Consider the following 26,148-nt stretch of genomic DNA (forward strand, 5'->3'; position numbering starts at 1 on the left):
GAAGAGGGATTTGGTGATCAGATCACCGTCTCAACCATAAGTTCAATTCAGGTCACTCTGATTTGGGAAACAACGCCGGTGGAAATCCCTCGGCAGCCGGCTCTGCATCAAGCGGATCGAGGTGTACGGCAATTCGGAAGGGAGCAAGGCCGGGGTCAAGGTATACGGCCGCAAATAAGCAAAGGGCGGGGCAAATCCCCGCCCAGCTTTTATTTCTTCGGACGAAACGGCTTGATGACGGTCTCGTCGCACTCGAGATAGGGGCCTTCCATCAAATCGATGCAGTAGGGGATGGCGGGGAAGACCGCATCCAGGCACTCGCGGATCGACTTGGGCTTGCCCGGCAGGTTGACGATGAGCGAGCTGCCGCGCAAGCCGGCAGTCTGGCGCGACAGGATGGCGGTCGGCACAAACTTGAGGGATTCGGCCCGCATCAGCTCGCCAAAGCCCGGCATCATCCGATCGCACACCGCCTCGGTGGCCTCCGGGGTGACGTCCCGCTTGGCCGGCCCGGTGCCGCCGGTGGTGACGATGAGGCTGCACTGCTCCTGGTCCGCCAGCCGGATCAGGGTCGCTTCGATCAGCTCCTGTTCATCTGGGATCACCTGATAGACGGGCTCCCACGCCGAGGTCAAATATGCGTTCAGCGTGTCGATGATGGCCTTGCCGGACAGGTCTTCATAGATGCCTGCACTGGCGCGATCGCTGACGGTGACGATACCGATTCTTGCCTTGCTCATGGTCTGCTCTTGGTTGCCGCTATAAGTGGCAAATAAAATAACATAATCAGCAAGATATGTTAAACCAGCCGGATGGTGGCGCGAAGGCGAGCGTCAAATGGCAAACCATATTGGCAGCCTCCTTTCAATAAGACATAACATCGGCATATTGCCGTGCCAAAAATGTATAAACGAACCCACCATTGATATTCAGGAATAATCGGTTGATCCATAACGAATAACCCGCCAGAGGTCCCGCCGTGCCGTCATCTTTTGGCGCAAGAGGAGGGGAAAGCGGGCTGGGCAGATTGAACCGCGGCGGGGTTCGGCTTATATAACTCCATATGCGATTGGTGAAAATATGAACCGATTGTTGTTGTTTGAGTATCACCATGCAGCGGCTGGCCGCGGGAGGGCATATGGAGTTGCCTGATTTTGATACCTTGAAACGGTTGGCGGTGGCGGAGCCCGAGCGGCTCGACGAGTTGCTGCAGCAGCAGATTGAGGGGCTGATCGACCGGGTCAGCCCGCAGCAGCAAATGCGTCTGCGCGGTCTGCAATTTCGCATCGACTGTCAGCGTCAGCTGGCCAAAAACAACCTGGACAGCTGCATCCGGATTGCCGCCATGATGCACGACTCCTTTTATTCCATGCGTTGTGAAATGGTTCATCTCAATAGTCCTGATTACGCTGAACCACTGCCGGAATATAAGGAGGACAATGTCCTCTATTTCAGCGATTATTACCGCAAGAAAAAATAATATTATTCCAGAGTGATTATTGAAATATATTCCCGTTATTCTGCGCAGTTGCCGGGTGAGGCCGGCTGACGAACGTTGAACAGTTTGGCGTGATTTGTAATCCATTTGATGTATTTTTGTGTCGCCTTTTATTTTATTTGAGTTTGGTTATTGGCGTGATATGTGTAGATGTATGGCGCCGATTGTTAGGCTAATATGGCGAGACTTTTTTAATTTGCTACGACTCGAAGGGATTATGAGAAGTATCACACCAAGACGGGTGCTGTCGCGGGAGCAGCAGACGGAAATCACCCGCATTATCGTCAAGGTGGGCCAGATGCTGGCCCAGTTCGGCGCCGAGAGTCGCATAATCGAGCAGACCACGGTCCGGCTCGGCATGGCGCTCGGGCTGGAGAGCGTCGAGATGGCCATCTCCTCCAGCGCCATCGTGCTCACCAGCCTCTATCAGGGCAGTTGTGTCACCACCACCCGGCGGGTGCGCGAGCATGGCATCAACATGCAGGTGGTGTGCGAGATCCAGCGCATCTGCATCATGGCGGAGAAGGAGCTGATCGGGGCGCGGGAAGTGCGTCAGCGGCTCGATGCCATAGTGCCGTTTCACTATCATCCCTGGCTGGTGGTGCCCATGGTGGGACTCTCCTGCGGCGCCTTCAGCCTGCTGTTTGGCGGTGACTGGCCCATCTTCCTGGTAACCTGCTTCTCGGCCTCGGTCGCCATGCGGGTGCGTCAGCTGATCGCCCGCCATCACCACAGCCCCCTCATCAACTTTGCCGCCACCGGTTTCATTGCCACCCTGCTCGCCTCCAGCGCCACCTTCTTCAACTGGGGGGCGCAGCCCTATCTCGCCATGGCGGCCAGTGTACTGCTGCTGGTGCCGGGCTTTCCGCTCATCAACGCGGTCTCCGACATGGTGAAGGGTTACTTCAACATGGGGCTGGCCCGCTGGGGCACGGCGACCCTGCTGACCATCAGCGCGGCGATAGGAATTATTCTCGCCATGTCGGTGACCGGCATCTGGGGGTGGAAGGTATGATGGATTTCATCTGGCTGCTGGCCAAGGATGCCTTCTGGTCGGCCATTCCGGCGGTGGGGTTTGCCATGCTGTTCAACGTGCCGCCACGGATGTTGAAGTACTGCGCCATGGGCGGCGCGCTGGCTCACAGCCTGCGCACCCTGCTGATCCATCAGGGCATGCCCATCGAGTGGGCCACCCTGGCGGCGGCGACCACGGTCGGCTTTGTCTGCGTCTACTGGTCGCGCCGGCTGCTGGCACCGCGCCCGGTGTTCAGCGTTGCCTCCATCATCCCCATGATCCCGGGCAGCTATGCGTTCAAGGCGATGATCGCGGTGGTAGAGCTCAATATCTCCGGGGTGACCATGGAGCTTATCCAGAGCGCGGTGGAAAACGGCCTCAAGGCGCTGTTTATCGTGGGGGCCCTGAGTTTCGGTTTGGCGATCCCCTCTCTGGTCGTGTACCGTAACCGCCCCATTATCTGACCGACGGTTCGAGAGGTTGACCCCATGATGATTTCCATGATTGCCGCCATGGCCCACGATCGGGTGATAGGGCTGGACAACCAGATGCCCTGGCACTTGCCGGCGGATCTGGCCCACTTCAAGCGGGTGACCCTGGGCAAGCCGGTGCTGATGGGGCGCAAGACCTTTGAATCCATCGGACGGCCGCTGCCTGGCCGCCGCAATCTGGTGATCAGCCGCAACCCCGACTACCGGGCCGACGGCGTGGAGGTCATCGATTCGGTGGAGGCGGCGCTGGCGTTGCTGGCCGGCAGCGACGTGGCCGAGCTGATGGTGATCGGGGGCGGTCATCTCTACGGTCAGCTGCTGCCACGGGCCGACAGACTCTATCTGACCCGCATCGATCTGGCGGTGGAGGGGGATACCCGTTTCCCGGCCTTCGACGAGGGCGACTGGTCCTGCATCGAGCGTGAGTCACATCAGCCCGACGAGAAGAACCCCCACTCCTACTGTTTCGAGACCTGGCAGCGGCGCTGACGGGCGACGTTACCGCTCTGGCAGATAAAAGGCCCCTTGTGTTGCACAAGGGGCCTTTTTGTTGCCCTTAGCTGCCGCGCGAGGGATGAATGGAGCCGTTGGTCAGGGTATCGATTGACCTGCGCCCTGTCTGTTTTTCTCCCTAAAGTGGACCTAAAAAATCATTAGCCATCTAATTATTTTTTGCCATTGTCAGATGCGCGAGGTGCCTTCCTTGTTTGGCGCATATTCTTGGCCTTTTCCCGGCTTTATTTCTCAATCGTTCAGGTGTTTAGATTGAATTCATTTGCATTTCATGGCTTGATACAGGGTCTTTTACCATCTTTTGATGAATTTTTATGGTGTTAAATAACCCTTAAAAATCAATGAATTATGATTTTATCTTTTTGTTTGGACTCTTTTGGTTCTTTTGTTTTGGCTGAAAATTACTTAGTGTTAAAAGTAATTGGCTCACGTTCGACGGTTTGCCAGGCAAGTCGTCGGCCAAGAAAAAAGGACAATATGACAGTCAAACTCGAGGTTAAATCACTCTACAAAATCTTCGGCGATCAGCCGGAAAAAGCGTTCAAATTGCTGGCGAAAGGGCATGACCGCGCCAGTATCCTGCAAAAAACCGGGCAGACTCTGGGGGTCCAGGATGTCAATCTGGCCATCGACGAAGGGGAGATCTTCGTGGTGATGGGCCTCTCCGGCTCGGGCAAATCTACCCTAGTGCGTCTCTTCAACCGGCTGATCGAGCCGACCCGCGGCCAGGTGCTGATCGATGGCGAGGACATCGCCGCCATTTCCGACAGCGAGCTGCGTCAGGTACGGCGCAAGAAGATCAGCATGGTATTCCAGTCCTTCGCCCTGATGCCGCACCTGAGCGTGCTGGAAAACACCGCCTTCGGGCTGGAGCTGGCCGGTGTGCCGCTGGCGGAGCGCCAGCAGAACGCCCGTCAGGCGCTCCATCAGGTGGGTTTGGGTCAGTGGACTGATGCCTTCCCCGATGCCCTCTCCGGCGGTATGAAGCAGCGGGTCGGCCTGGCCCGGGCACTGGCCAACGACCCCGACATCCTGCTGATGGACGAGGCTTTCTCCGCGCTGGATCCGCTGATCCGCACCGAGATGCAGGACGAGCTGCTCAAGCTGCAGGCCAGCCAGCAGCGCACCATCGTCTTTATCTCCCACGATCTGGACGAGGCGATGCGCATCGGCGATCGCATCGCCATCATGCAGGACGGCCAGCTGGTGCAGGTTGGTACCCCGGACGAGATCCTCAACCAGCCCGCCAACGACTATGTGCGCGCCTTCTTTCGCGGGGTGGATCTGGCCAACGTGTTCAGCGCGCGCGATGTGGCCAGCCGCAAGCAGATGCCGCTCATCAAGAAGCACACCACCGACGGGCCGGGTAACGCCCTGCGCCAGCTCAAGGAGCAGGAGCGGGAGTTCGGTTACGTGGTGGATCGCCGGCGTCGCTTCATCGGGGTCGTCTCGGTGGAGTCGCTCGGTCAGGCGGTCAGGGCCAAAGGCAGCCTGGAGCAGGCGCTGCTGGCAGACATCCAGCCCATTCTGGCGGACACCGCCCTCAACGAACTGATCAGCCAGGTGGCGGCCGCCCCCTGTCAGGTGCCCGTGGTCGAGGAGGATGGCACTTACCTGGGCCTCATCTCCAAGGCCAACCTGCTGAACACCCTGGACAGGAGTACCCCGGCATGAAGCGGATGAATCCCCATTTTTTACTGAGCGGGCTGCTGGCCCTGGTGCTGCTGGCGAGCCCCTCCCTGCGTGCGGACGAGGCTGCAGCCGACCCCTGGGGGGCCAGTGCGGCCGCCACCGAGGTTGCCGATCCCTGGGGTAGTACCGACACTGAGGCGACCGACTGGCAGAACCAGATCGAGGCGGTCGACACCACTGCCGCCGTCGACTGGCTGGACCCCTTCCAGCAGGCGCTGGTGCCGCTGGATAGCTGGGTCGAGGGCGGTATCGGCTGGCTGGTGGACAACCTGCGTCCCGTGTTTCAGCTGATCCGTGCGCCGGTGGAGCTGGCGCTGGGCGGCATGACCCATCTGCTGCAGACGGTGCCCTCCACCCTGATGATCGGCCTGCTGACCCTGATCGCCTGGCAACTGGTGAACGGTCGCATGGCGCTGGGAACCCTGTTCTCGCTAGTGGTGGTGGGGCTGATCGGCGCCTGGTCCGATGCCATGGTGACCCTGTCGCTGGTGCTGACCTCGCTGTTCTTCTGCGTGCTGATCGGGCTGCCGGTCGGCATCCTGCTGGCGAGGAGCGAGCGACTGTCGCGCTGGACCCGGCCGCTGCTGGATGCGATGCAGACCACGCCGGCCTTCGTCTACCTCATCCCCATCGTCATGCTGTTTGGCATCGGCAACGTGCCCGGGGTGGTGGTGACCGTCATCTTCGCGTTGCCGCCGATGATCCGACTGACCATGCTGGGCATTCGCCAGGTGCCCGCCGATCTGGTGGAGGCGGCCCACTCGTTCGGCGCCAGCCCCTCCCAGCTGCTGTTCAAGGTACAGCTGCCGCTCGCCATGCCCACCATCATGGCCGGGGTCAACCAGACCCTGATGCTGGCGCTCTCCATGGTGGTGATCGCCTCCATGATCGCGGTGGGGGGCCTCGGCCAGATGGTGCTGCGCGGCATTGGCCGGCTCGACATGGGGCTCGCCTCCATCGGCGGCCTCGGCATCGTGCTGCTGGCCATCGTGCTCGACCGCCTGACCCAGGCCATGGGACAGCCGGATCGCAGCCGTACCGGCCGCTGGTATCAACGCGGCCCCGCCGCCCTGCTGCTGCGCCTGCTCGGCCGCGACAAGTCTATCGATTACAAAGGAGTAAATGCATGAGACTCATCACCAAGACGCTGACCCTGGGGTCCCTGCTGTTGAGCTCCCAACTGCTCGGCCCGCTCGCCATGGCCAGCACCGAGCTGCCGGGGGAGGGCGTGCGTGTCCAGCCCCTGCAGAGCTCGTTGCCGGAGGAGAGCTTTCAGACCCTGCTGGTCAGCAAGCTGATGGCGCGCCTCGGCTATGACGTCCAGCCGGCCCAGGAGGTGGATTACAACGTGGCCTACGCCTCGGTGGCGCAGGGGGATGGCACCTTCCTCGCTTTCAACTGGATCCCGCTGCAGAACAACAAATATGAGCAGGCGGGGGGCGACAAGGTGTTCTTCCGTGAGGGCACCTATGTGGCCGGGGCCGCCCAGGGCTATCTCATCGACAAGCAGACTGCGACCCGCTACGGCATCACCAACCTGGGTCAGCTCAAGGATCCCAAGCTGGCGGCGCTGTTTGACGGCGATGGCGACGGCAAGGCCGATCTGGTGGGCTGCAACCCGGGCTGGGGCTGCGAAGAGGCGATCAACCGTCATCTGGCCGGCTTTGGCCTGACCCCGACAGTCACCCACAAGCAGGGCAACTACGCGGCGCTGATCGCGGACACCCGTGCCCGTTACCAGGCCGGCAAGCCGGTGCTCTACTACACCTGGACCCCCTACTGGCTCAGCAGCGAGCTGGTGCCGGGCAAGGACGTGGTGTGGCTGGAGGTGCCCGCCGACGGCCCTGATGCGGCCAAGACCCGGCTGCCGAACGGCAAGAACTACGGCTTCCCGGTCAACACCATGCACATCGTCGCCAACAAGCAGTTCGCCGAGGCCAACCCGGCAGCCGCCAGGCTGTTCTCCATCGTCAAGCTGCCGCTCAATGACATCAACGTCCAGAACGGCCTGATGAACAAGGGGCAGAACAAGCCGGCGGACGTGGAGCGTCACGCCGACGCCTGGCTCAAGGGCCACGAGGCGCTGGTGAACGACTGGCTGACCCAGGCGCGCGCCGCCGCCAAGTAATGAGGGGTGGAATGCCACCCTTTTGCGAAAATTAAAACGCCCGGCAGTTGCCGGGCGTTTTTTATGGAGGCCGTGCGGGTGGACCCTCTGGCTCAGATGCCGGAGCCGTCGTTCTCGCCGTTCTCCTCGTGCAGGCCGCATTCGCGCTTGAGGCCGAAGAAGCGGGTCTGCTCCTCGCTCATGCCGGGCTCCCACTTGGTGGTGGTGTGCACGTCGCCCACCGACAGGTAGCCCTGCTCCCACAGCGGGTGGTAGGGCAGGTCGAACTCCTTGAAGTAGTAGAAGACGTCCTTGTTGCTCCAGTCGATCACCGGCAGGAACTTGAAGCGGCCGCGCTGGATGGCCAGCACCGGCAGCTTGCCCCGGCTGCCGGATTGCTCCCGGCGCAGGCCCGAGAACCAGGTGCGGGCACCCAGCTCGTTCAGGGCGCGGTCCATCGGCTCTACCTTGTTGAGCTGGTTGTAGCGGGTGATCCCCTCTACCCCCTGCTCCCACAGGAGGCCGAAGCGGGCCTCCTGCCAGGCCGGACTGAGCTCGGCCCGGTAGATTTTGAGGTTGAGGGCGAGCCGCTCGGTCAGCTCGTCGATGAAGCGGTAGGTCTCGGGGAACAGATAACCGGTATCGGTCAGCACTACCGGCACGTCGGCCCGCTCGCGGCTCATCAGGTGCAGCATCAGCGCCGCCTGGATGCCGAAGCTCGATGACAGCACGTGCTCCCCCGGCAGGTTGGCCAGCGCCCAGCGCACCCGCTCGGGGGCGCCCATGGCATCCAGCTGCCGGTTGAGGGGGGCCAGCGCCTCGACCTGCTCCTCGCGACTCAAGGCCAGCAGGGCGTCGAGGTCGAGCCGGCCGTCGGCGGTGCGCGCCAGCCGCTCTGTATCGGTCTGATCAGGCTGCATAGAAGTCCTTCGCGGAGTCGATGACCGGGGCTATGATGCCGGCGCGGATGACGAAGTCGCCGAAGCACTCGCCCGCGGTGCGATCCTTGGCCCAGCGGCCGATCAGGGCATCTAGCTCGGCCAGGATCTGCGGCTCGGTGATGTTCTCCAGGTGCAGGCGCGGGATGCGGGTTCCCTCGAGGTTGCCACCCAGGTGCAGGTTGTAGCGTCCCGGCGCCTTGCCCACCAGACCCACCTCCGCCAGCATGGCGCGGCCGCAGCCGTTGGGGCAGCCGGTGACCCGGAAGATGATGGCGTCATCGGCCAGGCCGTGCTTGGCCAGCAGCCCCTCGATGTCGGTGACGAAAGCGGGCAGCATGCGCTCGGCCTCGGCCATCGCTAGCGGGCAGGTGGGCAGGGCCACGCAGGCCATGGACTGCTTGCGCTGTTCGCTCACGCCGTCATCCAGCAGGCCGTACTGGCGTGCCAGCGCTTCGATGCGGGCCTTCTCGCCGGCAGGTACGCCTGCGATGATCAGGTTCTGGTTGGCGGTGAGACGGAAATCCCCCTGGTGCACCTTGGCAATTTCCAGCATGCCGGTCTTGAGGGGCTTGCCTGGGAAGTCCAGCAGACGGCCGCTCTCGATAAACAGGGTGAGGTGGTGTTTGCCGTCGATCCCCTCAACCCAACCGAAGCGATCGCCACGGCTGGTGAACTCATAGGGGCGTACCGGCCCGAATGGGATGCCGGCGCGGCTCTCCACCTCGGCCTTGAAGGCCTCGACGCCGACGCGCTCGAGGGTGTACTTGGTCTTGGCGTTCTTGCGGTTGACCCGGTTGCCCCAGTCACGCTGGGTGCTGACCACGGCGGCCGCCACTTCCAGCACGTGGGAGAGCGGCACGAAGCCGAAATCGCTCGCCTTGCGCGGGTAAGTGCTGGTGTCGCCGTGGGTCATGGCCAGACCCCCGCCCACCAGCACGTTGAAGCCCACCAGCTTGCCGTGATCACTGATGGCCACGAAGTTGAGATCGTTGGCGTGGATGTCCACGTCGTTGTGGGGCGGGATCACCACAGTGGTCTTGAACTTGCGCGGCAGGTAGTTGGAACCCAGGATCGGCTCTTCGTCACCCCCCAGCTTCTCGCCGTCCAGCCAGATCTCCACGTAGGCGCGGGTCTTGGGCAGCAGGTGCTCGGAGATCTTCTTGGCCCACTCGTAGGCCTCCTGATGCAGCTCGGACTCCACCGGGTTGCTGGTGCAGAGCACGTTGCGGTTCACGTCGCCAGCGGTGGCTATGCTGTCGATGCCGGTGCTGTTGAGGGTCTGGTGCATCATCTTGATGTCGCGCTTGAGCACCCCGTGGAACTGGAAGGTCTGGCGGGTAGTCAGGCGGATGCTGCCGTACAGGCTGTGATCCTCGGCGAACTTGTCGATCACCTGCCACTGGGCCGGGGTGATGATGCCGCCGGGCAGGCGGGCGCGCAGCATGACGTTGTGCAGCGGCTCCAGCTTCTGGGCGGTGCGCTCCGGACGGATGTCGCGGTCATCCTGCTGGTACATGCCGTGAAAGCGGATCAGCTGGAAGTTGTCGCCGTTGAAGCCGCCGGTGAGCGGATCTGTGAGATCCTGCGCTATGGTGCCGCGCAGGTGATCGCTCTCGCGTTTCAGACGTTCGTTGTCGGCCAGCGGTCCTTCCACCGGTCCCGGAATCACTTGTTTGCTCATCAATAGACATCCCTTTGATAACGTTTGGCACGACGCAATTCGCTCAAATACTCTTCTGCTTCCTCACGGCTCTTGTGGCCATGTTCCGCAATCACATCCAGCAGGGCTTCCTGCACATCTTTCGCCATCTGGTTGGCATCGCCGCACACATAGAAGTGAGCGCCTGCTTCCAGCCACTGGTAGAGCTCCTGGCCCGCTTCCCGCAGGCGGTGCTGTACGTAGACCTTCTCGGCCTGATCCCGGCTGAAGGCCAGCGAGATCTTGCTGAGCAGCCCGCTCTTTACATAACGCTGCCACTCCACCTGATAGAGGAAATCCTGGGTGAAGTGCGGGTTGCCGAAGAACAGCCAGTTGTTGCCTTCGGCCCCCTGGGCCTCGCGCTCCTGCAGGAAGGCGCGAAACGGGGCTATGCCGGTACCCGGGCCCACCATGATGACGGGGGTGTCGGGGTTTGACGGCAGGCGGAAGTTGTCGTTGTGCTCGACGAATACCCGTACCTCGGCATCTTCGGCCAGCCTGTCCGCCAGGTAGGAGGAGGCGGCGCCGCTGCGCACCGTGCCATCTTCCTGCGGGTAGCGCACCACGCCGACGGTCAGGTGCACCTCCTCTTCCACCTCGCTCTGGCTGGAGGCGATGGAGTAGAGGCGCGGGGTGAGCGGGCGCAGCAGGCCCAGCAGCTGTTCGGCAGTGAGCGCGGTCGGGAAGCGTTTCAGTACATCCACCACCTGGGCAGAGGCCACCAGCGCGTTGACCTGGGCCTTGTCGCCAGCCAGATCTTTGAGCGCCGCGTTGCCCGAGATCTCGGCAAGACCGGTGATGAAGCCGCCGTGCAAGCGGGTCAGCTCCAGCTCGCGGCTGAGCACTTCACGCAGGCTGCCGCGGGCGGTGGCCTCGTCGCCGGAGAGACCGGCCAGCGCCAGTATCTCGTTCACCAGTGCGGGGTCGTTGTCAAACCAGATGCCGAGGGCATCGCCCGGCTGGTAGCGGAGGCCGGACTCTTCAAGGCTGATCTCGATGTGGCGGATATCCTTGGTCGAGTCGCGGCCGGTGATCTTCTGATTGACCGAGAGTCTGGCCGGGAAGGGGTTCTCCTTGCTGTACTGGCTGTGGCCGACCGCCTGCTGTACCGCACTGGCCACGCTGCTGCCGGCGGGACCGGCGGAGAGGGTGGCGGCGATGGCATTGAGCGCCTGTTCACCCCACGCCTTGGCGGCATCCTGATAATCCACGTCCAGGCTGGCGAGTTCATGCACCCGATCGGCGCCGGCCTTGGTCAGCAGGCTGTCAAAGTCCTTGCCGGTCTGGCAGAAGAATTCATAGGAGCTGTCACCCAGCCCCAGCACGGCGAACTTGAGCCCTTCCAGCTTGCCGACCTTGCCCTTCTTGAGCTGCTCGAACAGATCGACTGCGCTCTCCGGCGGTTCACCCTCCCCGTAAGTGCTCACTACCACCAGCAGATGGGTCTCTTTCTTGAGCTGCTTGGGTTTGTAGTCCGCCATGGAGGTGAGGGTCACCGGCAGGCCACGGGCCTCGGCCTGCGCCTTGATGGCGCTGGCCACGCCCTTGGCGTTGCCGGTCTGGGAGCCGTAGAGAATGGTCAGATTGCCGCTGGGGGCAGTAGCGGCTGCGCCGGTCACGGCAGGCTGGCTGCCTGCCTGGGAGAGACCGTAGAGATAACCGCTGACCCAGGCCAGTTGCTGGGTGTTGAGGGTCGATAGCGCCTGACTCAGCTGTCGCTGCTGCTCGTCGGAGAGGGGAGTCAGGTTGGTCAGGGAGTCCTTCAATTGCATCACACACGTCTTCCATGGTCTGATTTTTGGTCAGGTTAAGGGGTGTGATGGATAACAACAAAGAATAAAAATGTCTTTTTTATTCTATTACTGCATTAAAACGGTGATGGAGAGGGGCGCAAAGCGACTCAGGTCGACAGGACTCTCATGGTATAAAGGGCGATGAATGAACCCGTATTACCCACACAGGAAGCGTGAATGTCGACCATCAGCTTGTTTCATGTCAATGCCTTCAGCCGGCAGCCCTTTGGCGGCAACCCGGCGGTAGTGGCGCTGGGGCCGAGCCAGCCGGATGTCACCCTGCTGGCCATGGCGGCCGAGTTCAACCTGTCGGAGACTGCCTTTCTGGTGCCCCTTGGCCATGCCCGCTACCAGTTGCGCTGGTTCACTCCCGAGCTGGAAGTGGATCTCTGTGGTCACGGCACCCTAGCGGCGGCACACGTACTGTGGCAGACGGGGGCGGTGGCAGAGGATGAGGTTATCCACTTCGAGACCCGCAGCGGCGAGCTGCTGGCCCGGCGCGAAGGGGAGTGGATCTGGCTTGATTTCCCGCGCATTGCCCCGGCGCCGCTCGAGCTGGATCCGGCCTATGCGGCGGCGGTTGGTTGCCAGCCGCTGCAAATCCTGGCGGCCGGCGCCAAGTTCTTGCTGGCGCTGGCCAGCGAGGAGGAGGTTCGTGCGCTCACCCCAGATTTTCACGCTCTGCGTGCGCTGCCCGGTCGCGGCCTGATGGTGACGGCGCCCTCGAGCGACCCGGACCATGACTTCGTCTCCCGCTACTTCGCCCCCTGGGTCGGGGTGGAAGAGGATCCGGTGACCGGCTCCAACCACTGCGCCCTGGTGCCCTTCTGGGCCGAGCGGCTCGGCAAACGGCAACTGCGGGCCCGTCAGATCTCGGCCCGCGGTGGCGAGCTGCGACTAGCACTGCAGGAGAATCAGGTGCTGATGGCGGGTCAGGCCGTCACCTTGTGGCAGGGGGAGTGGCTGCTGTCAGTGGCCTCATAAGCGGCAAGCTGGCGGCGTCTTGAAGGTTCGTCACCGGCTTGTGCCCACCATAAAAAACGCCCCGCGGTTGCAGGGCGTTTTGATTGTCATGGACGGCAGCTGTGCAGCTGCGGCCCTGTTTCTTCGGCTCTTACTTTTGTGGACGCAAGGCCGGGAACAGGATGACGTCGCGGATGGTGTGGCTGTTGGTGAACAGCATCACCAGACGGTCGATACCGATACCCTGACCGGCAGTCGGCGGCAGACCGTGTTCCAGCGCGGTCACGAAGTCGGCGTCGTAGAACATGGCTTCGTCATCGCCTGCGGCTTTCTGGTCAACCTGAGCCTGGAAGCGTTCGGCCTGATCTTCCGCATCGTTCAGCTCGGAGAAGCCGTTGGCCAGCTCGCGGCCGCCGATGAAGAATTCGAAGCGGTCGGTGACGTCCGGGTTCTGGTCGTTGCGACGGGCCAGCGGGGAAACGGCGGCCGGGTACTCGGTGATGAAGGTCGGTTGCAGCAGCATGTGTTCCACGGTCTCTTCGAAGATCGCGGTGATCACGTGGCCCAGTTCCCAGCTCTTCATCAGCTCGATGTGCAGGCGTTTGGCGACGGCGGTGGCCTTCTCCAGGGTCGCCAGATCGTCACGGGTCACATCCGGGTTGTACTTCAGGATGGAGTCAACCATGGAGAGACGCTGGAACGGCTGACCGAAATCGATGGTCAGGCCCTCTTCGCCCTCTTTGGCGTAACGGATCTTGGTGTCGCCCAGGATGTCTTGCGCCAGGGTGCGCAGCATCTCTTCGGTGAGATCCATCAGATCGATGTAGTCGGCGTAGGCCATATAGAACTCGAGCATGGTGAACTCGGGGTTATGGCGAACAGAGATACCTTCGTTACGGAAGTTGCGGTTGATCTCGTACACACGCTCGAAACCACCGACCACCAGACGCTTCAGATAGAGTTCCGGAGCAATACGCAGGTACATGTCGATGTCCAGCGCATTGTGGTGGGTGATGAACGGACGGGCAGAGGCGCCACCCGGGATGACCTGCATCATGGGGGTTTCCACTTCCATGAAGCGCTTGTCGTTCAGGAACTTGCGGATACCGGCCACGACCTTGGTACGGGTCACGAAGGTCTTGCGGGACTCTTCGTTGGCGATCAGATCCAGGTAACGCTGACGGCAGCGGGCTTCCTGGTCGGTCAGACCTTTGTGCTTCTCGGGCAGCGGGCGCAGGGCCTTGGTCAGCAGGCGAATGTCGGAGACATGAACGGAGAGTTCGCCTGTGTTGGTGCGGAACAGGGTACCTTCGACACCCACGATGTCGCCCAGATCCCACTTCTTGAACTGCTCGTTGTAGAAGCCTTCCGGCAGGTCGTCACGGGTGACGTAGACCTGGATCTTGCCAGCCATGTCCTGCAGGGTGGCGAAAGATGCCTTGCCCATGATCCGGCGGGTCATGATGCGACCGGCAATCTTCACCCGTTTACCCAGTGCGGCCAGTTCGTCGGCGCTCTTGTCACCAAACTCGGCGTGCAGATCGCCGGAGAGGCTGTCACGACGGAAGTCGTTGGGGAAGGGGTTGCCCTGGGCGCGCAAGGCGGCCAGCTTGGAACGACGCTCCTGCATCTCGTTGTTCAGATCGAGAGTTTGGTCGACTTCCGGAGTAGTGGTTTGTTCAGACATGGTGATTCCTGCTGTTCTGTTTTTTTACAGGCCTGATTTCAGGCTAGCTTCGATAAACTTGTCCAAGTCGCCGTCGAGTACCGCCTGGGTGTTGCGGGTTTCGACGCCGGTACGTAGATCCTTGATGCGCGCATCATCCAGCACATAGGAACGGATCTGGCTGCCCCAGCCGATATCGGACTTGGTCTCTTCGAGGGCTTGCTTCTCGGCATTCTGCTTCTGAATCTCCAGCTCGTAGAGCTTGGCTTTCAGCTGCTTCATACACTGATCTTTGTTTTTGTGCTGGGAACGATCGTTCTGGCACTGTACCACGACCCCAGTAGGAATGTGGGTAATACGTACCGCGGATTCGGTCCGGTTGACGTGCTGACCACCGGCGCCGGAGGCACGGTAGACGTCGATACGCAGGTCGGCCGGGTTGATCTCGATGTCGATGTCATCGTCGATCTCGGGGTAGACGAACACCGAGCAGAACGAGGTGTGGCGACGGCCACCGGAATCGAACGGGGATTTGCGCACCAGGCGGTGGACGCCGGTCTCGGTACGCAGCCAGCCGAAGGCATACTCACCGGTGAACTTGATGGTGGCGGACTTGATGCCGGCCACGTCGCCTTCGGAGCATTCGATGAGCTCGGGCTTGTAGCCGTGGGCATCGCCCCAGCGCAGGTACATGCGCAGGACCATGTTGGCCCAATCCTGCGCTTCGGTACCACCGGAGCCGGACTGGATGTCGATGTAGCAGTCGGAGGGGTCGTGCTGACCGGAGAACATGCGGCGGAACTCGAGATCCACCAGCTTGGTTTCCAGCACGTCGGCTTCGGCCACGGCTTCGTTGAAGGTGTCTTCGTCTTCACCTTCCACGGCCAGCTCGACCAGCATGGCCACGTCGTCGGCGCCCTGGGTCAGGGTGTCGATGGTGCCGACCACGTTTTCCAGCGCCACGCGCTCCTTGCCCAGCGCCTGTGCGCGCTCGGGTTCATTCCAGACGTCCGGCTGTTCCAGCTCGGCGTTGACCTCTTCTAGACGCTCTTTCTTGGCGTCATAGTCAAAGGTACCCCCTAAGCAGCTCGGTCCTCTCAGACAGCTCCTTAAGCTTGTTTAATACAGGATTGACTTCAAACATCGTGAAAACTCTCGGGGTCGATGTGATTTAAAAACGGGATATTCTAGCCAATTGTGGAAGGAATAAACAGGGTCGGCTGTCCTTGTGCGTGCCTCGTAGTCAATTTCTGGTGCAGTTTTCCCCAACTCGGTGGAAAATATCGCCCGCCGGCCCATTTTCCGGTTTAGTTTTGCGCCGACGGGTCGTTAATAACTACGCAGTGCTGTGCACTTTTTGGGAAATCCTGTTCCTGACCTCATAAGAAGAACGCATGATGAAAAACCTATCACTCAAGCAGAAGATACTGTTGTCGGTGGTGATCGCCCTGTCGCTGGTGATCCTGCTGCTCTCCTGGCAGAGCTATACCAGCCAGAAGTCCCTGTTGCTGCAAGGCAGTCAGGAACAGGTACAACGCCTCGGCAGCCAGCAGGCCGCCAGTGTCAGTGACTGGCTCGCGGCCCGTCGCGACGTGATTCAGGCGCTCGGCAACAAGGCCGGTGCCGAACCCCTCAACGCCCTGCAACAGGCGCAAGTCTCCGGTCGCTTCCAGCTCACCTATTTTGGCGAGAGCGGCGGCAAGATGAATGACTCCGATCCTTCCATCAACCGTGACGGTTACGATCCCCGCTCCCGTGGCTGGTATCAGGAAGCCATGAGCAAGGGCGGCCTGATCGTGACCAAACCCTATCTGGATGTGGCCTACAACATCATGGTGGTGACCCTGGCCCAGCCGGCTCAGGGCGGCGTGGTCGGCGGCGACCTCTCCATCGCCTCGCTGGTGGAAGACGTCACCAAGATGAAGCTGCCGGCCGACGGTTTCGCCATCATGATGCACAAGGATGGCACCGTCATAGCCTACAAGGACGCCGCCAAGGCGATGAAACCAGCCACCGAGATCGACAACGATCTGACCAATGCCCTGATCGAGCAGAGCAAGACCAGCAACAGTCTGGTGCCGGCCTACTTCGACAACGAAGGGCGCGACAAGCTGCTGTGGGCGGTGGACATCCCCGATACCGACTGGGAGCTGGTGCTGGTGCTGGACAAGGAGACCCTGGAGGCGCCGCTCTCTTCCCTGCTGATGACCCAGCTCGGCCTGGCCCTGCTGGTGCTGGTGGGCAGCATCCTCGCCATCTCCTGGCTGGTCAGCATGCTGCTCGGCCCGCTCAGCAAGGTCTCCCAGGCCTTGGCGCGCATCGCCGACGGTAACGGCGATCTGACCCAGCGCATCAAGATCGACACCAACGACGAAGTGGGTCAGCTGGCCAACAGCTTCAACCGCTTCGTCGGCAGCCAGCATCAGCTGATCGGCAATATCCGCAAGCTGGCCAACGAGCTGAACGCCGATGCCGAGCGCAGTCTGGTGACCAACCAGGCCGCCGTGGACGAGCTGCAGCGCCAGCAGCAGGAAGTGACCATGGTCGCCACCGCCGTCACCGAGATGGCGAGCGCCACCATGGAGATCGCCGGCAACGCCGAGAACACCGCCGCAGCGGCCCAGCAATCCGCCCAGAGCAGTGAGCAGGGCAAGATGCTGGTGAACCAGACCCGTCAATCCATCAACGGTCTGGCCGAGGAAGTGGGGCAGGCGACCGAGGTGATCGGCGAGCTGAGCCGCCACGCCCAGGCCATCTCCGGCATCCTCTCCACCATTCAGGGTATCGCCGAGCAGACCAACCTGCTGGCGCTGAACGCGGCCATCGAAGCGGCCCGCGCCGGTGAACAGGGTCGCGGTTTCGCGGTGGTGGCGGACGAGGTGCGGGTGCTGTCGCGCCGTACCCAGGACTCCACCCAGGAGATCCAGTCCACCATCGAGACCCTGCAGCAGACCACGGCCCGTGCGGTGAGCCTGATGCAGACCAGCCAGGGGCTGGCGGACAACAGCGTGAAAGACGCCGATGCCGCTGCCGCCGCGCTCGAAGAGATCACCCAGGCGGTGTCGCTCATCTCCGACATGGCAGGTCAGATCGCCACCGCCGCCGAGGAGCAGACCCAGGTGACCGGCGAGATCACCCAGAACACCACCGCTATCAAGGATGTGAGTGACGAGATCACCGCCGCCGCCATGCGCGATCTGGATCAGGCCGAGAGCCTCAAGGGCCGGGCCACCGACCTGAACCAGCAGGTCTCGACCTTTATCCTGTAGGTGTTTGAACGCGGCGAGCACGGCCGCCATGACAAAGCCCCGTACTCTGCCGAGTGCGGGGCTTTTTGTTTATGCGTCTCGCAGCGGGCAGCCATGAAGGGTGGGGTGTAGTGCCGCTGGCGAGCAGCAATGGCAGAGCCCACCAAGGGGTGGGCTCTGTTCATAGACGTCTGACGGGAAAGGAATTACAGGAAGGGCAGTGCCAGGAACAGCTTGATCACCATGGCGTTGATGATGTCGATGAAGAAGGCGCCCACCATGGGCACCACCAGAAACGCCAGGTGGGAGGGGCCGAAGCGCTGGGTGATGGCCTGCATGTTGGCAATGGCGGTGGGGGTGGCCCCCAGACCAAAACCACAGTGGCCTGCCGCCAGCACGGCCGCATCGTAGTTGCTGCCCATCACCCGGAAGGTGACGAAGATGGCGTAGAGTGCCATGGCCACGGTCTGGGCCGCCAGCAGGACGAAGATGGGCAGCGCCAGGTTGGCCAGATCCCACAGTCGCAGGCTCATCAGCGCCATCGCCAGGAACAGCGACAGGCTGACGTTGCCGAGCAGGGAGACTTCGCGGTCGCTCACTTCATGCCAGTTCAGCAGGGTCAGCACGTTGCGCAGCAGCACGCCGACGAACAGCACGCAGACGAACACCGGTAGCTCGAAGGCGCCGCCCTTGAGGTAGGCGGAGAGCATCTCTCCCCCCTTCAGGCTGATGGCGATCAGCGCCAGGGTCTCGATCAGGCTGAAGGTGGTGAGCGGGCGCTCCATGTCCGGCATCTCGAAGCCTTGCGGCGCGTCATCCCGGTTGTGCTCCTCGCCGGGTACTTTCACCTTTTTCACCAGATAGCGGGCGACCGGACCGCCGATGAGGCCGCCCAGCACCAGGCCGAAGGTGGCACAGGCGATGGCCAGTTCGGCGGCGGATTGCACCCCGTACTTCTCGGTAAAGGTGGCGCCCCAGGCTGCCCCGGTGCCGTGGCCGCCGGAGAGGGTGATGGAGCCAGCCAGCAGCCCCATGTGGGGATCCAGACCGAGCAGGGTCGCCAGACCCACGCCCAGGCTGTTCTGCACCAGCAGCAGACCGGTGACCACCAGCAGGAAGGTGAGCACCGCCTTGCCGCCGCGCTTGAGGCTGGCAAGATCGGCGGAGAGACCGATGGAGGCGAAGAACGCCAGCATCAGCGGGGTTTGCAGGCTGGTGTCGAACTGCAGCTCCATCTGCAGGGTGGAGCGCAGCAGCAGCAGCACCAGGGCGACCACCAGGCCGCCGGCAACCGGCTTGGGGATGTTGAAGGTTCGCAGCAGCCCGACTCGGGTCACCAGCAAACGACCGAGCAGCAACACCAGGGTGGCTGCGACCAGGGTGGCGTAGGAATCAAGTTGTAGCATTCAGTACTCCCATGTTGATTGGCTGTGTCTTTCGTTGATGCAGACTCACAGATTCAGCCGGGATAAAAACAGTGTGGCTCAGGTGCCAACAAAGAAGGGGCGACATGCCCCCGCCCCACGTAAAAATGGGACCAGTGCGGGCCTGAACGGATCAGGCTTCCAGATGAGATTTATGAAAAATCGAGCGGATAGTAGCAAAAAGCACCACTTATATCCACATTTGTCAGATAAATGGTCACTCTTGGTGTATCTTGTGACATTTAACACTATTGGGTTAGTCGCCGTTTAATACCGGCCGCAGGCCATTGTTTGGCTGTTATTTGGGGAGCCAGTCCCTATAATTCGGCGGTTTTAGGCCCGCCGGACGGCACTGGTGGGATGTGAGCCGGCGGCCCGGCGCGCTATCATGAGCGGGCTTTTGGCCCATGGCGAACGCGGCGGGCAGTCGATGCCGCCGTTTCGCCCCGGCTTAGCCACGATTCGCGGGTGTTGTGCCCATCAAAGAGGAGAGGGTGTGAAGAAGTCCATCTACATCGCCTACACAGGCGGCACCATAGGGATGCAGCGTTCCGACCACGGTTATGTGCCGATGGCGGGCTTCATGGAAGACTGTCTGGCGCGGATGCCCGAGTTCCATCGTCCCGAGATGCCGGATTACCATATTCACGAATATGCGCCCCTCATCGACTCTTCCGACATGACGCCGGCGGACTGGCAGCGCATCGCCGAGGATATTAAAGGCAACTACGACAAGTACGACGGTTTCGTCATTCTGCACGGCACCGACACCATGTCGTTCACCGCCTCGGCGCTCTCCTTCATGCTCGAAGATCTGCACAAGCCGGTGATCATCACCGGCTCCCAGATCCCGCTCGCCGAGCTGCGCTCCGACGGGCAGCAGAACCTGCTCAACGCCCTCTACATCGCGGCCAACTACCCGATCCACGAGGTGACGCTGTTCTTCAACAACCAGCTCTATCGCGGCAACCGCAGCAAGAAGGTGCACGCCGATGGCTTCCACGCTTTCGATTCCCCCAACTACCCGCCGCTGCTCAACGCCGGCATCGCCATCTCGCTGGAAGCGGGCGAGCTGGGCGTGCCGTCCGAGCGGCCGCTGGTGCTGCACGACATCACCCCCCAGCCCATCGGCGTGGTGACCCTCTACCCCGGCATCTCGGCCGAGGTGATCGCCAACATCCTGCAGCAGCCAGTGCGGGCGCTGATCCTGCTCTCGTTCGGGGTGGGCAATGCGCCGCAGAATCCGGCCATGCTGGCGCTGCTCTCCGAGGCGTCGGCCCGCGGCGTCATCATCGTCAACCTGAGCCAATGCCTGCACGGCAAGGTCAACATGGGGGGCTATGCCACCGGTAATGCCCTGTCCCGGGCCGGGGTCATCTCGGGCTTCGACATGACCGCCGAGGCGGCGCTCACCAAGCTGCACTTCCTGCTGAGCCAGGATCTGCCGGCGCCGCGCATCCGCGAGCTGATGCAGCTGTCGCTGCGTGGTGAGCTGACCCCCTGACTGGTTTCCCCCTCACCCTAACCCTCTCCCAGCGGGAGAGGGGATAGATCGAGGTGGCGAGGTTTGCCATGAAGATCGCCGGCAGGTGGCCCGCTTACTATTCACAGGTGCGAGCCTGCTCCCTTCTCCCCTGGCGGGAGAAGGGCCGGGGATGAGGGGGATATGTCAGGAAAAAGAGAAGGGAGCCATATTGGCTCCCCTCTCTGCTGTGGCCGCCGCGGGCGGCCTGGCGGGTCAGACTCAGTGGTTGAGGTCGACCCGCACTATCTCTTCCTCATCGCGATACTGACGCTTGAGCTCGCTCTTGCTCTTCATCACGATCTCGCCGTCACGACCGATGTTCATGTGCTCGGGGTTGTCGAGGTGCATCGCCTGCCAGGCCATCACCGCCTGCAGGGAAGTGGCCTTCTGCTCGTCGGTGAGCGGCTTGCCGTCCGGCCACTTGCCGAGCTCGACCGCCGTCTTGAGGCGCTCGTACACCTCTGCGGGCATCTGCCTGATTGCTTGTAGAAACTCACCTTGTTGAAACGACATCCGGCCTTCTCCTTGCACATTGAGCCATGACGAATCGGGATCAGGCCGGCAGATCCTGGCGAACTGCGCCAGCCATCTGCTCCATCACCCGCACTACCTGACAACTGTACCCGAACTCGTTGTCATACCATACGTAGAGCACGCAGTTATCCCCTTCGGCGATGGTGGCCTGGGAGTCGACGATGCCCGCAAAACGGGAGCCCACCATGTCGGAAGAGACCAGCTCGGTGCTGGCGCTGAAGTCGATCTGGCGATGCAGGGCCGAGCTCAGCGCCATCTGCTGCAGATAGGCGTTGAGGCTCTCCCGATCGGTGGTCTGTTCCAGCGACAGGTTGATGATGGCCAGTGAGACGTTGGGGGTGGGCACCCGGATGGCGTTGCCGGTCAGCTTGCCCTTGAGCTCGGGCAGCGCCTTGGCCACCGCCTTGGCGGCGCCGGTGCTGGTCATCACCATGTTGAGGGCTGCGCTGCGACCGCGTCGCTCGCCCTTGTGATAGTTGTCGATCAGGTTCTGGTCGTTGGTGTAGGAGTGGACCGTCTCCACGTGGCCGTGGCGGATGCCGTACTTGTCCTGCATCACCTTGAGCACCGGAGTGATGGCGTTGGTGGTGCAGGAGGCGGCGGAGATGATCTTGTCATCGGGACCTATCACCTCATGGTTGACCCCGAATACCACGTTCTTCATCTCCCCCTTGCCGGGAGCGGTCAGCAGCACCCGGGAGGCGCCGCGCGCCTTGAGGTGTTCAGACAGCCCCGCCTCGTCGCGCCAGACCCCGGTGTTGTCGACGATCAGCGCATCGTGAATGCCGTAGGCGGTGTAGTCGATGTCGGCCGGGCTGTTTGCATAGATCACCTGGATGAAGGTGCCATTGGCGATGATGGCGCTGCGTTCCACATCCACCTCGATGGAACCGTTGAAGGGGCCGTGCACCGAGTCGCGGCGCAGCAGGCTGGCACGCTTCTCCAGATCCCCGTCACGACCACCGCGTACCACGATGGCGCGCAGCCGCAGGGAGTTGGCGGCGCCGGTGCGCTCGATCAGCAGCCGGGCCAGCAGACGGCCGATGCGGCCAAAGCCGTACAGCACCACGTCGGTGGGGGCCGGCACGCCGCGACCCAGGGCCGGTGCCAGCTTGGCACGCAGGTAGTCGTCGATGCCAGCTTCATCCTGGTGATCCTGCCAGTAACCCACGGCCAGCTTGCCCAGATCGATCTCGGCGGCGGTCGGGTTCAGGGCCAGGATGGCTTGCAGCAGGGGAAAGCTCTGTTGGATCGGGAGGGGGGCTCCCTGGTGGCGGCGAACGACCCGGTGGGCCTTGAGGATATCGATGGTGGAGGCGTTTTGCAGCGGGCGGCCGTAGAGGGTGATCTCGATCCCCTGCTGGCGGTAGAGGCGACCGATCAAGGGTTGCATGGCTTCGGCGAGCTCCTGGCTCTCCTGCCACGCCTGCAGATAGTGCTCGTGGGTCATTAACCAGATCCTTTATTTCACGTTGTTGGGGCAAATAGAAATTCGTCGAATGCAGATCAGTGTAGGGGTGTATATTTCGTTATATTATTCTGCAGTCGCGGCCTTATACGGCGCGCGCATTGTAATGGATATGTAATCTGTTTGCTAGCCAAGGGTGGCCATGGCGGGCTGCAATTGTTACCAACAAGATATGAACCATGACCCCTTTTCCAGCTCGTTCCCTGTTGTTTGGCCTCTGTTGCGGCCTGTTGCTCACTGCCTGTGACGATGACAGGATCCACAACATCTGCGCCAATTACCCGGCCCTCTGTGAGGATCTGGTGGACGACGGCTGGTGTCGTTACGAGCGCAGCGACATCATCCGGGCCCGCTACTACCTGCAGGCGGAGGGGACGCAGCGGCGCCAGTACGAGTTGATGCGCAGCCTGGAGCGTTATCTCAAATGCGCCGAACGCTCCACCAACATCGAGTACAAGCGGGCCCGCGAGCAGAAGAGCCCGCGGGTGGAGGGGATGCTGGCGGCCGGCGAACAGCTGGCCCAGCTCGATGCCGCCACCCGCAACGCCAACGATCCCTACCTGCTGCTCTGGCACTGGACCAACAACACCAACGAGCTGGCTCGCCAGCAGTTTCTGGCGCTGGAGGGGCAACCCGTGCTGGAGGAGCCCGAGCTGCAACTGGCGCTCGGCGGCATCTATGCCAAGAGCGAGCCGCAAAAAGCCATCGCGCTGATGCAGCACGCCCTCTCCCTCTACCGGGAAGGGGATCAGGTCAACGGCCGGATCCTCACCTCCCTCAGCACCCTCTACATGGGCCAGAAGCAGTTCGGGCAGGCCTATCTGTGGGGCAAGGTGAGCGAGTCGTTCCAGAACGCGGCCGAGGTGTCGGCCACCCGTTTCAGCCTCTATCACTCCCTGAGCAAGCAAGAGCAGGAGAGCCTGGACAGCCAGGCCGCCACCCTGGTCGAACAACTGAAAAGCGGGACCTATCGTCCCTGAACCCTGATGAATCACATTGAATCTCTGGCCAGCGACTGGCCACACCCCTTCGACATCCGGCTTACCCACGGCCGGGTCAACACCGATGGCCGCCAGCTGGAGCGGGTCACCGTCAGGGCCGTCGTGCTGCGCGGCGATCAACTGCTGCTGGTGCACTCCCGGGTCAACGGCGATCTGATGTTTCCCGGTGGCGGCATCGAGCACGGGGAGTGTCATCGCACAGCCCTGGCGCGCGAGCTGCGCGAGGAGTGTGGCGCCGAGCTGGTGGCAGTCGGTGCCCTGCTCGGCGAGACGCGGGAGTACCGGCCGGCCCGCGAGGCTGACTACGACGCCTACTGCATCCGCTCCTTCTACTACCTCTGTCAGGTGGGGGAGGCGTGGTGCGAACCCCAGCCCCAGCCCTACGAGATAAGGCTCGGTTTCACCCCTGGCTGGTTCGAACTGGCCGAGGCGCTGCAGACCAACAAGACCCAGCTGGCGGGCCCTTGCCCCCAGTGGACGGTGCGGGAGACCCGGGTGCTGGCTGAGTTGCACCACTGGCACGAATCCGGCCTGCTGGCGTGACTCGGGCCCCTTGAGGCAGATGTAAAAAAACCGCCCCAAGGCGGTTTTTTGCGTTGGCTGCCGATCAGGGCGTACAGACCGGGCAGAGGGCGTAGGTGCCCTGCGGATCGTTGAAGCGGGTCAGCGGGTCCAGGCTGCGGTTTACCTCCACCAGCGCCTTGCCAAGCCCGGCCGGCAACCAGCTCTGCAGGTGGGAAGCCAGCACCTGGGCGCTGCTGTCGAACAGCTGGCGCAGGAACTTGTCTTTGGCCGACTCTTCCTGCTCGATGGGGGTGACCTGCCACTCCTTGAGGTTGGCCAGCTCGGCTGCCGCCTTGATGGCCGCCTCCTGATCGCCAAACTCGTCCACCAGTCCCAGCGCCTTGGCATCCTGACCGGTCCAGACCCGGCCCTCGGCCGCTTTCTCGGTCTCTTCCGGGCTCAGGCCACGGCCCTTGCTCACCAAGCCGACGAAACGCTGATAGGTATCTTCCACGCTCAGCTGGATCGCCTGACCGACGTGTTCCGGCAGGGCGCGGGTCAGGCCGACGCCGACATAGTCGGTGGTGCCGACACCGTCGGTGTGCACCCCGTACTGGGAGAGCGCCTTGTCGATGGTGGCGAACATGCCGAACACCCCGATGGAGCCGGTGAGGGTGGTGGGGGAGGCGAAGATCTTGTCTGCATCGGCGGAGATCCAGTAACCGCCGGAGGCGGCGTAGCTGCCCATGGAGATCACCACCGGCTTGCCGGCCTGCTTGAGGGCCAGCAGCTCGGCGCGGATCTGCTCGGCGGCGAAGGCGCTGCCGCCCGGGCTGTCGACCCGCAGCACCAGGGCTTTCACCTTGTCGTCGCGGCGGGCATCGGCCAGCAGGTCGGCGAGGCTGTCGCCGCCGATGGTGCCGGCAGGCTGAACGCCATCCATGATGGCGCCGCTGGCGACGATGAGGCCCACCTCATCCTTGCCGCTCTGGGGATACTGGCTCGGAATGGCGGCCAGGTACTCCTTGAGGCCTACGCCCTTCCAGCCGTGGTCATCGCTCTCGCCCACTTCCTTGATCACCGCCTGGGTCATCTCGTCGCGGGTCGCCAGCTGGTCCACCAGACCGTTGTCGAGGGCGTAGTTGGCGGCGTTGCCGCCGGCCTTGCGCAGCAGCTCGAGGAAGCGATCCTTGCCCGGTGCCACGGCGTCCGGTTCGATCTCCCGCTGCTCGGCCACGTCAGCCACATAGGATTGCCACAGCTGATCCAGCCAGCGCTGGTTCGCCTCCTTGCTCTCGGGGGACATCTCGTCGCGGGTATAGGGTTCGACGAAAGACTTGTAGGTGCCGACTTTGAACACGTGTGGGGTGATGTTGAGCTTCTCCAGCGCCGACTTGTAGTAGGTCTGGTAGACGCCGAGCCCCTCGATCACCACGGCGCCGCTCTGGTTGAGCAGCACGTGATCGGCGTGGGCGGCCAGCAGATATTGGCCCTGGGTGTAGAAGTCGGCCATGGCGATGACCGGCTTGCCGCTCTCCTTGAAGGCATCGATGGCGCTCGCCACCTCCTGCAGTTTGGAGAAGCTGGTGCCCTGCAGCCCCTGGGGCTTGATCACCAGCGCCTTGATGCGATCGTCATCCTTGGCACTTTTGATGGCCCACAGCAGATCGGAGAGGACGATCTCGCTGGGCAGCTCGTCGCTGTTGTCCACCTGGCGCAGCAGTTGCACGGTGGGATCGGTCTGCGAGCGCTGTTCCACCAGCACGCCGGAGAGATTGAGGGTGAGGGCCCCTTCGATGGGGGCGCTGGGCGCCTCTTTCTGGCTGACGCTGAAGACGATGATCAAGACCACGACGAGAAACAGCAGATTGACCAGCATCAGCCGGGTGAAATTGAGCAGGCGCCACAGGCTGCGAAACAGCCAACCCAGACCTTTGAAAATAGACATAGTCGCGTTATCGCCCTGTTAATGGGGAGGGAAGCGCCATTATTAACCAGTTGGCCGGTGAAATGCCATTTCCGCTTGGACAGGATCGGAGCCCGGTTGTTCGGAATACGTCTGTTCG

General features: G+C 62.2%; 22 protein-coding genes and 1 pseudogene. 13 read left to right on the plus strand and 10 right to left on the minus strand.

All coding sequences use genetic code 11. The features are described from left to right. Positions 1–76 precede the first annotated feature (76 nt). A pseudogene (locus PG899_RS04745) lies at positions 77–178 on the plus strand (DUF2541 family protein); the annotation flags it as partial. 31 nt (positions 179–209) lie between these two features. Here the strand turns inward: PG899_RS04745 and mog are convergent. Then, a complete protein-coding gene (gene mog / locus PG899_RS04750) occupies positions 210–740 on the minus strand; it encodes a molybdopterin adenylyltransferase (protein ID WP_077095648.1) in 531 nt (176 codons plus the stop codon). Positions 741–1,138: 398 nt separating this feature from the next. Here mog and PG899_RS04755 point away from each other — a divergent pair, with 398 nt between their 5' ends. The 7 genes from PG899_RS04755 to proX all read left to right on the plus strand — a co-directional run bounded on the left by PG899_RS04755 (position 1,139) and on the right by proX (position 7,337). Continuing rightward, the gene (locus PG899_RS04755; RefSeq protein ID WP_077095647.1) at positions 1,139–1,480 is read left to right on the plus strand and encodes a DUF3135 domain-containing protein; all 342 of its coding nucleotides are present in this window, start codon (positions 1,139–1,141) and stop codon (positions 1,478–1,480) included. A 235-nt stretch (positions 1,481–1,715) separates the two neighbouring features. Then, positions 1,716–2,513, plus strand: a complete 798-nt coding sequence (locus PG899_RS04760) for a threonine/serine exporter family protein (protein ID WP_011707144.1) — start codon at positions 1,716–1,718, stop codon at positions 2,511–2,513. Beyond that, a complete protein-coding gene (locus PG899_RS04765; RefSeq protein WP_011707143.1) occupies positions 2,510–2,977 on the plus strand; it encodes a threonine/serine exporter family protein in 468 nt (155 codons plus the stop codon). The genes PG899_RS04760 and PG899_RS04765 overlap by 4 nt, the downstream gene beginning before the upstream one ends. Positions 2,978–3,001: 24 nt before the next feature. Then, complete coding sequence (folA, locus tag PG899_RS04770) at positions 3,002–3,493, plus strand: type 3 dihydrofolate reductase (RefSeq protein ID WP_029299255.1); 492 nt, start codon at positions 3,002–3,004, stop codon at positions 3,491–3,493. Positions 3,494–3,994: 501 nt separating this feature from the next. Further along, on the plus strand, positions 3,995–5,191 hold the full coding sequence (gene proV / locus PG899_RS04775; protein WP_077095646.1) for a glycine betaine/L-proline ABC transporter ATP-binding protein ProV: 1,197 nt from the start codon (positions 3,995–3,997) through the stop codon (positions 5,189–5,191). Continuing rightward, positions 5,188–6,339, plus strand: a complete 1,152-nt coding sequence (gene proW, locus PG899_RS04780; protein ID WP_044800644.1) for a glycine betaine/L-proline ABC transporter permease ProW — start codon at positions 5,188–5,190, stop codon at positions 6,337–6,339. The genes proV and proW overlap by 4 nt, the downstream gene beginning before the upstream one ends. Beyond that, positions 6,336–7,337, plus strand: a complete 1,002-nt coding sequence (gene proX / locus PG899_RS04785) for a glycine betaine/L-proline ABC transporter substrate-binding protein ProX (RefSeq protein WP_011707139.1) — start codon at positions 6,336–6,338, stop codon at positions 7,335–7,337. Before proW ends, proX begins: the two co-directional genes overlap by 4 nt. Before the next feature lie 92 nt (positions 7,338–7,429). Here proX and PG899_RS04790 read toward each other — a convergent pair whose 3' ends face one another. From PG899_RS04790 to PG899_RS04800, 3 genes are read right to left on the minus strand one after another with little or no spacing between them, the layout of a single operon-like run. Next, entirely contained in the window at positions 7,430–8,236 is an 807-nt protein-coding gene (locus PG899_RS04790) for a phosphoadenylyl-sulfate reductase (RefSeq protein WP_077095645.1), read from the minus strand. Beyond that, positions 8,226–9,938: an assimilatory sulfite reductase (NADPH) hemoprotein subunit gene (cysI, locus tag PG899_RS04795; protein WP_077095644.1), complete on the minus strand. Its 1,713-nt coding sequence runs from the start codon at positions 9,936–9,938 to the stop codon at positions 8,226–8,228. The genes PG899_RS04790 and cysI overlap by 11 nt, the downstream gene beginning before the upstream one ends. After that, on the minus strand, positions 9,938–11,728 hold the full coding sequence (locus PG899_RS04800; RefSeq protein WP_179101342.1) for an assimilatory sulfite reductase (NADPH) flavoprotein subunit: 1,791 nt from the start codon (positions 11,726–11,728) through the stop codon (positions 9,938–9,940). The genes cysI and PG899_RS04800 overlap by 1 nt, the downstream gene beginning before the upstream one ends. A gap of 198 nt (positions 11,729–11,926) precedes the next feature. Here PG899_RS04800 and PG899_RS04805 point away from each other — a divergent pair, with 198 nt between their 5' ends. Continuing rightward, positions 11,927–12,733 carry a PhzF family phenazine biosynthesis protein gene (locus PG899_RS04805; protein WP_077095642.1) on the plus strand — a complete coding sequence of 269 codons (807 nt, stop codon included), beginning with the start codon at positions 11,927–11,929 and terminating at the stop codon, positions 12,731–12,733. Between the two features lie 130 nt (positions 12,734–12,863). Here PG899_RS04805 and lysS read toward each other — a convergent pair whose 3' ends face one another. Together lysS and prfB are read right to left on the minus strand one after the other, a co-directional pair. Beyond that, complete coding sequence (gene lysS, locus PG899_RS04810; protein WP_011707134.1) at positions 12,864–14,399, minus strand: lysine--tRNA ligase; 1,536 nt, start codon at positions 14,397–14,399, stop codon at positions 12,864–12,866. A gap of 24 nt (positions 14,400–14,423) precedes the next feature. After that, positions 14,424–15,522, minus strand: a protein-coding gene (gene prfB, locus PG899_RS04815) for a peptide chain release factor 2 (RefSeq protein ID WP_011707133.1) whose coding sequence is annotated in 2 segments (ribosomal slippage) — positions 14,424–15,446 and positions 15,448–15,522 — 1,098 coding nt in all. Because the reading frame shifts where the segments join, the coding sequence is not laid out codon by codon here. 253 nt (positions 15,523–15,775) lie between these two features. Between prfB and PG899_RS04820 the strand changes: the two genes are divergently transcribed. Next, positions 15,776–17,647, plus strand: coding sequence for a methyl-accepting chemotaxis protein (locus tag PG899_RS04820; RefSeq protein ID WP_011707132.1), 1,872 nt, complete (start codon positions 15,776–15,778; stop codon positions 17,645–17,647). A 185-nt stretch (positions 17,648–17,832) separates the two neighbouring features. Here PG899_RS04820 and gltS read toward each other — a convergent pair whose 3' ends face one another. Next, a complete protein-coding gene (gene gltS, locus PG899_RS04825) occupies positions 17,833–19,032 on the minus strand; it encodes a sodium/glutamate symporter (protein WP_016351764.1) in 1,200 nt (399 codons plus the stop codon). 514 nt (positions 19,033–19,546) lie between these two features. Between gltS and ansA the strand changes: the two genes are divergently transcribed. Further along, positions 19,547–20,554, plus strand: coding sequence for an asparaginase (gene ansA, locus PG899_RS04830; protein WP_077095641.1), 1,008 nt, complete (start codon positions 19,547–19,549; stop codon positions 20,552–20,554). A 240-nt stretch (positions 20,555–20,794) separates the two neighbouring features. Here ansA and PG899_RS04835 read toward each other — a convergent pair whose 3' ends face one another. Beyond that, positions 20,795–21,088, minus strand: a complete 294-nt coding sequence (locus PG899_RS04835; RefSeq protein ID WP_011707127.1) for a YeaC family protein — start codon at positions 21,086–21,088, stop codon at positions 20,795–20,797. Between the two features lie 40 nt (positions 21,089–21,128). Beyond that, the gene (locus PG899_RS04840) at positions 21,129–22,559 is read right to left on the minus strand and encodes a glyceraldehyde-3-phosphate dehydrogenase (RefSeq protein ID WP_077095640.1); all 1,431 of its coding nucleotides are present in this window, start codon (positions 22,557–22,559) and stop codon (positions 21,129–21,131) included. Positions 22,560–22,756: 197 nt separating this feature from the next. On the opposite strand from PG899_RS04840, the gene PG899_RS04845 reads away from it, so the two are divergent. Then, entirely contained in the window at positions 22,757–23,557 is an 801-nt protein-coding gene (locus tag PG899_RS04845) for a DUF2989 domain-containing protein (protein ID WP_077095639.1), read from the plus strand. Between the two features lie 6 nt (positions 23,558–23,563). Beyond that, a complete protein-coding gene (locus tag PG899_RS04850; RefSeq protein WP_016351759.1) occupies positions 23,564–24,121 on the plus strand; it encodes an NUDIX domain-containing protein in 558 nt (185 codons plus the stop codon). 64 nt (positions 24,122–24,185) lie between these two features. Here PG899_RS04850 and sppA read toward each other — a convergent pair whose 3' ends face one another. Next, the gene (sppA, locus tag PG899_RS04855; RefSeq protein WP_043162024.1) at positions 24,186–26,030 is read right to left on the minus strand and encodes a signal peptide peptidase SppA; all 1,845 of its coding nucleotides are present in this window, start codon (positions 26,028–26,030) and stop codon (positions 24,186–24,188) included. Positions 26,031–26,148: the final 118 nt, after the last annotated feature.

It is taken from the genome of Aeromonas sp. QDB39 (genome assembly GCF_027707585.1).
GTDB lineage: Bacteria > Pseudomonadota > Gammaproteobacteria > Enterobacterales > Aeromonadaceae > Aeromonas > Aeromonas hydrophila.

Bases quoted from the DNA above. Each gene is read 5' to 3' on its own strand.
- mog (WP_077095648.1), bottom strand. From the start codon at position 740: ATGAGCAAGGCAAGAATCGGTATCGTCACCGTCAGCGATCGCGCCAGT.
- PG899_RS04755 (WP_077095647.1), top strand. From the start codon at position 1,139: ATGGAGTTGCCTGATTTTGATACCTTGAAACGGTTGGCGGTGGCGGAG.
- PG899_RS04760 (WP_011707144.1), top strand. From the start codon at position 1,716: ATGAGAAGTATCACACCAAGACGGGTGCTGTCGCGGGAGCAGCAGACG.
- PG899_RS04765 (WP_011707143.1), top strand. From the start codon at position 2,510: ATGATGGATTTCATCTGGCTGCTGGCCAAGGATGCCTTCTGGTCGGCC.
- folA (WP_029299255.1), top strand. From the start codon at position 3,002: ATGATGATTTCCATGATTGCCGCCATGGCCCACGATCGGGTGATAGGG.
- proV (WP_077095646.1), top strand. From the start codon at position 3,995: ATGACAGTCAAACTCGAGGTTAAATCACTCTACAAAATCTTCGGCGAT.
- proW (WP_044800644.1), top strand. From the start codon at position 5,188: ATGAAGCGGATGAATCCCCATTTTTTACTGAGCGGGCTGCTGGCCCTG.
- proX (WP_011707139.1), top strand. From the start codon at position 6,336: ATGAGACTCATCACCAAGACGCTGACCCTGGGGTCCCTGCTGTTGAGC.
- PG899_RS04790 (WP_077095645.1), bottom strand. From the start codon at position 8,236: ATGCAGCCTGATCAGACCGATACAGAGCGGCTGGCGCGCACCGCCGAC.
- cysI (WP_077095644.1), bottom strand. From the start codon at position 9,938: ATGAGCAAACAAGTGATTCCGGGACCGGTGGAAGGACCGCTGGCCGAC.
- PG899_RS04800 (WP_179101342.1), bottom strand. From the start codon at position 11,728: ATGCAATTGAAGGACTCCCTGACCAACCTGACTCCCCTCTCCGACGAG.
- PG899_RS04805 (WP_077095642.1), top strand. From the start codon at position 11,927: ATGTCGACCATCAGCTTGTTTCATGTCAATGCCTTCAGCCGGCAGCCC.
- lysS (WP_011707134.1), bottom strand. From the start codon at position 14,399: ATGTCTGAACAAACCACTACTCCGGAAGTCGACCAAACTCTCGATCTG.
- PG899_RS04820 (WP_011707132.1), top strand. From the start codon at position 15,776: ATGAAAAACCTATCACTCAAGCAGAAGATACTGTTGTCGGTGGTGATC.
- gltS (WP_016351764.1), bottom strand. From the start codon at position 19,032: ATGCTACAACTTGATTCCTACGCCACCCTGGTCGCAGCCACCCTGGTG.
- PG899_RS04835 (WP_011707127.1), bottom strand. From the start codon at position 21,088: ATGTCGTTTCAACAAGGTGAGTTTCTACAAGCAATCAGGCAGATGCCC.
- PG899_RS04840 (WP_077095640.1), bottom strand. From the start codon at position 22,559: ATGACCCACGAGCACTATCTGCAGGCGTGGCAGGAGAGCCAGGAGCTC.
- PG899_RS04845 (WP_077095639.1), top strand. From the start codon at position 22,757: ATGACCCCTTTTCCAGCTCGTTCCCTGTTGTTTGGCCTCTGTTGCGGC.
- PG899_RS04850 (WP_016351759.1), top strand. From the start codon at position 23,564: ATGAATCACATTGAATCTCTGGCCAGCGACTGGCCACACCCCTTCGAC.
- sppA (WP_043162024.1), bottom strand. From the start codon at position 26,030: ATGTCTATTTTCAAAGGTCTGGGTTGGCTGTTTCGCAGCCTGTGGCGC.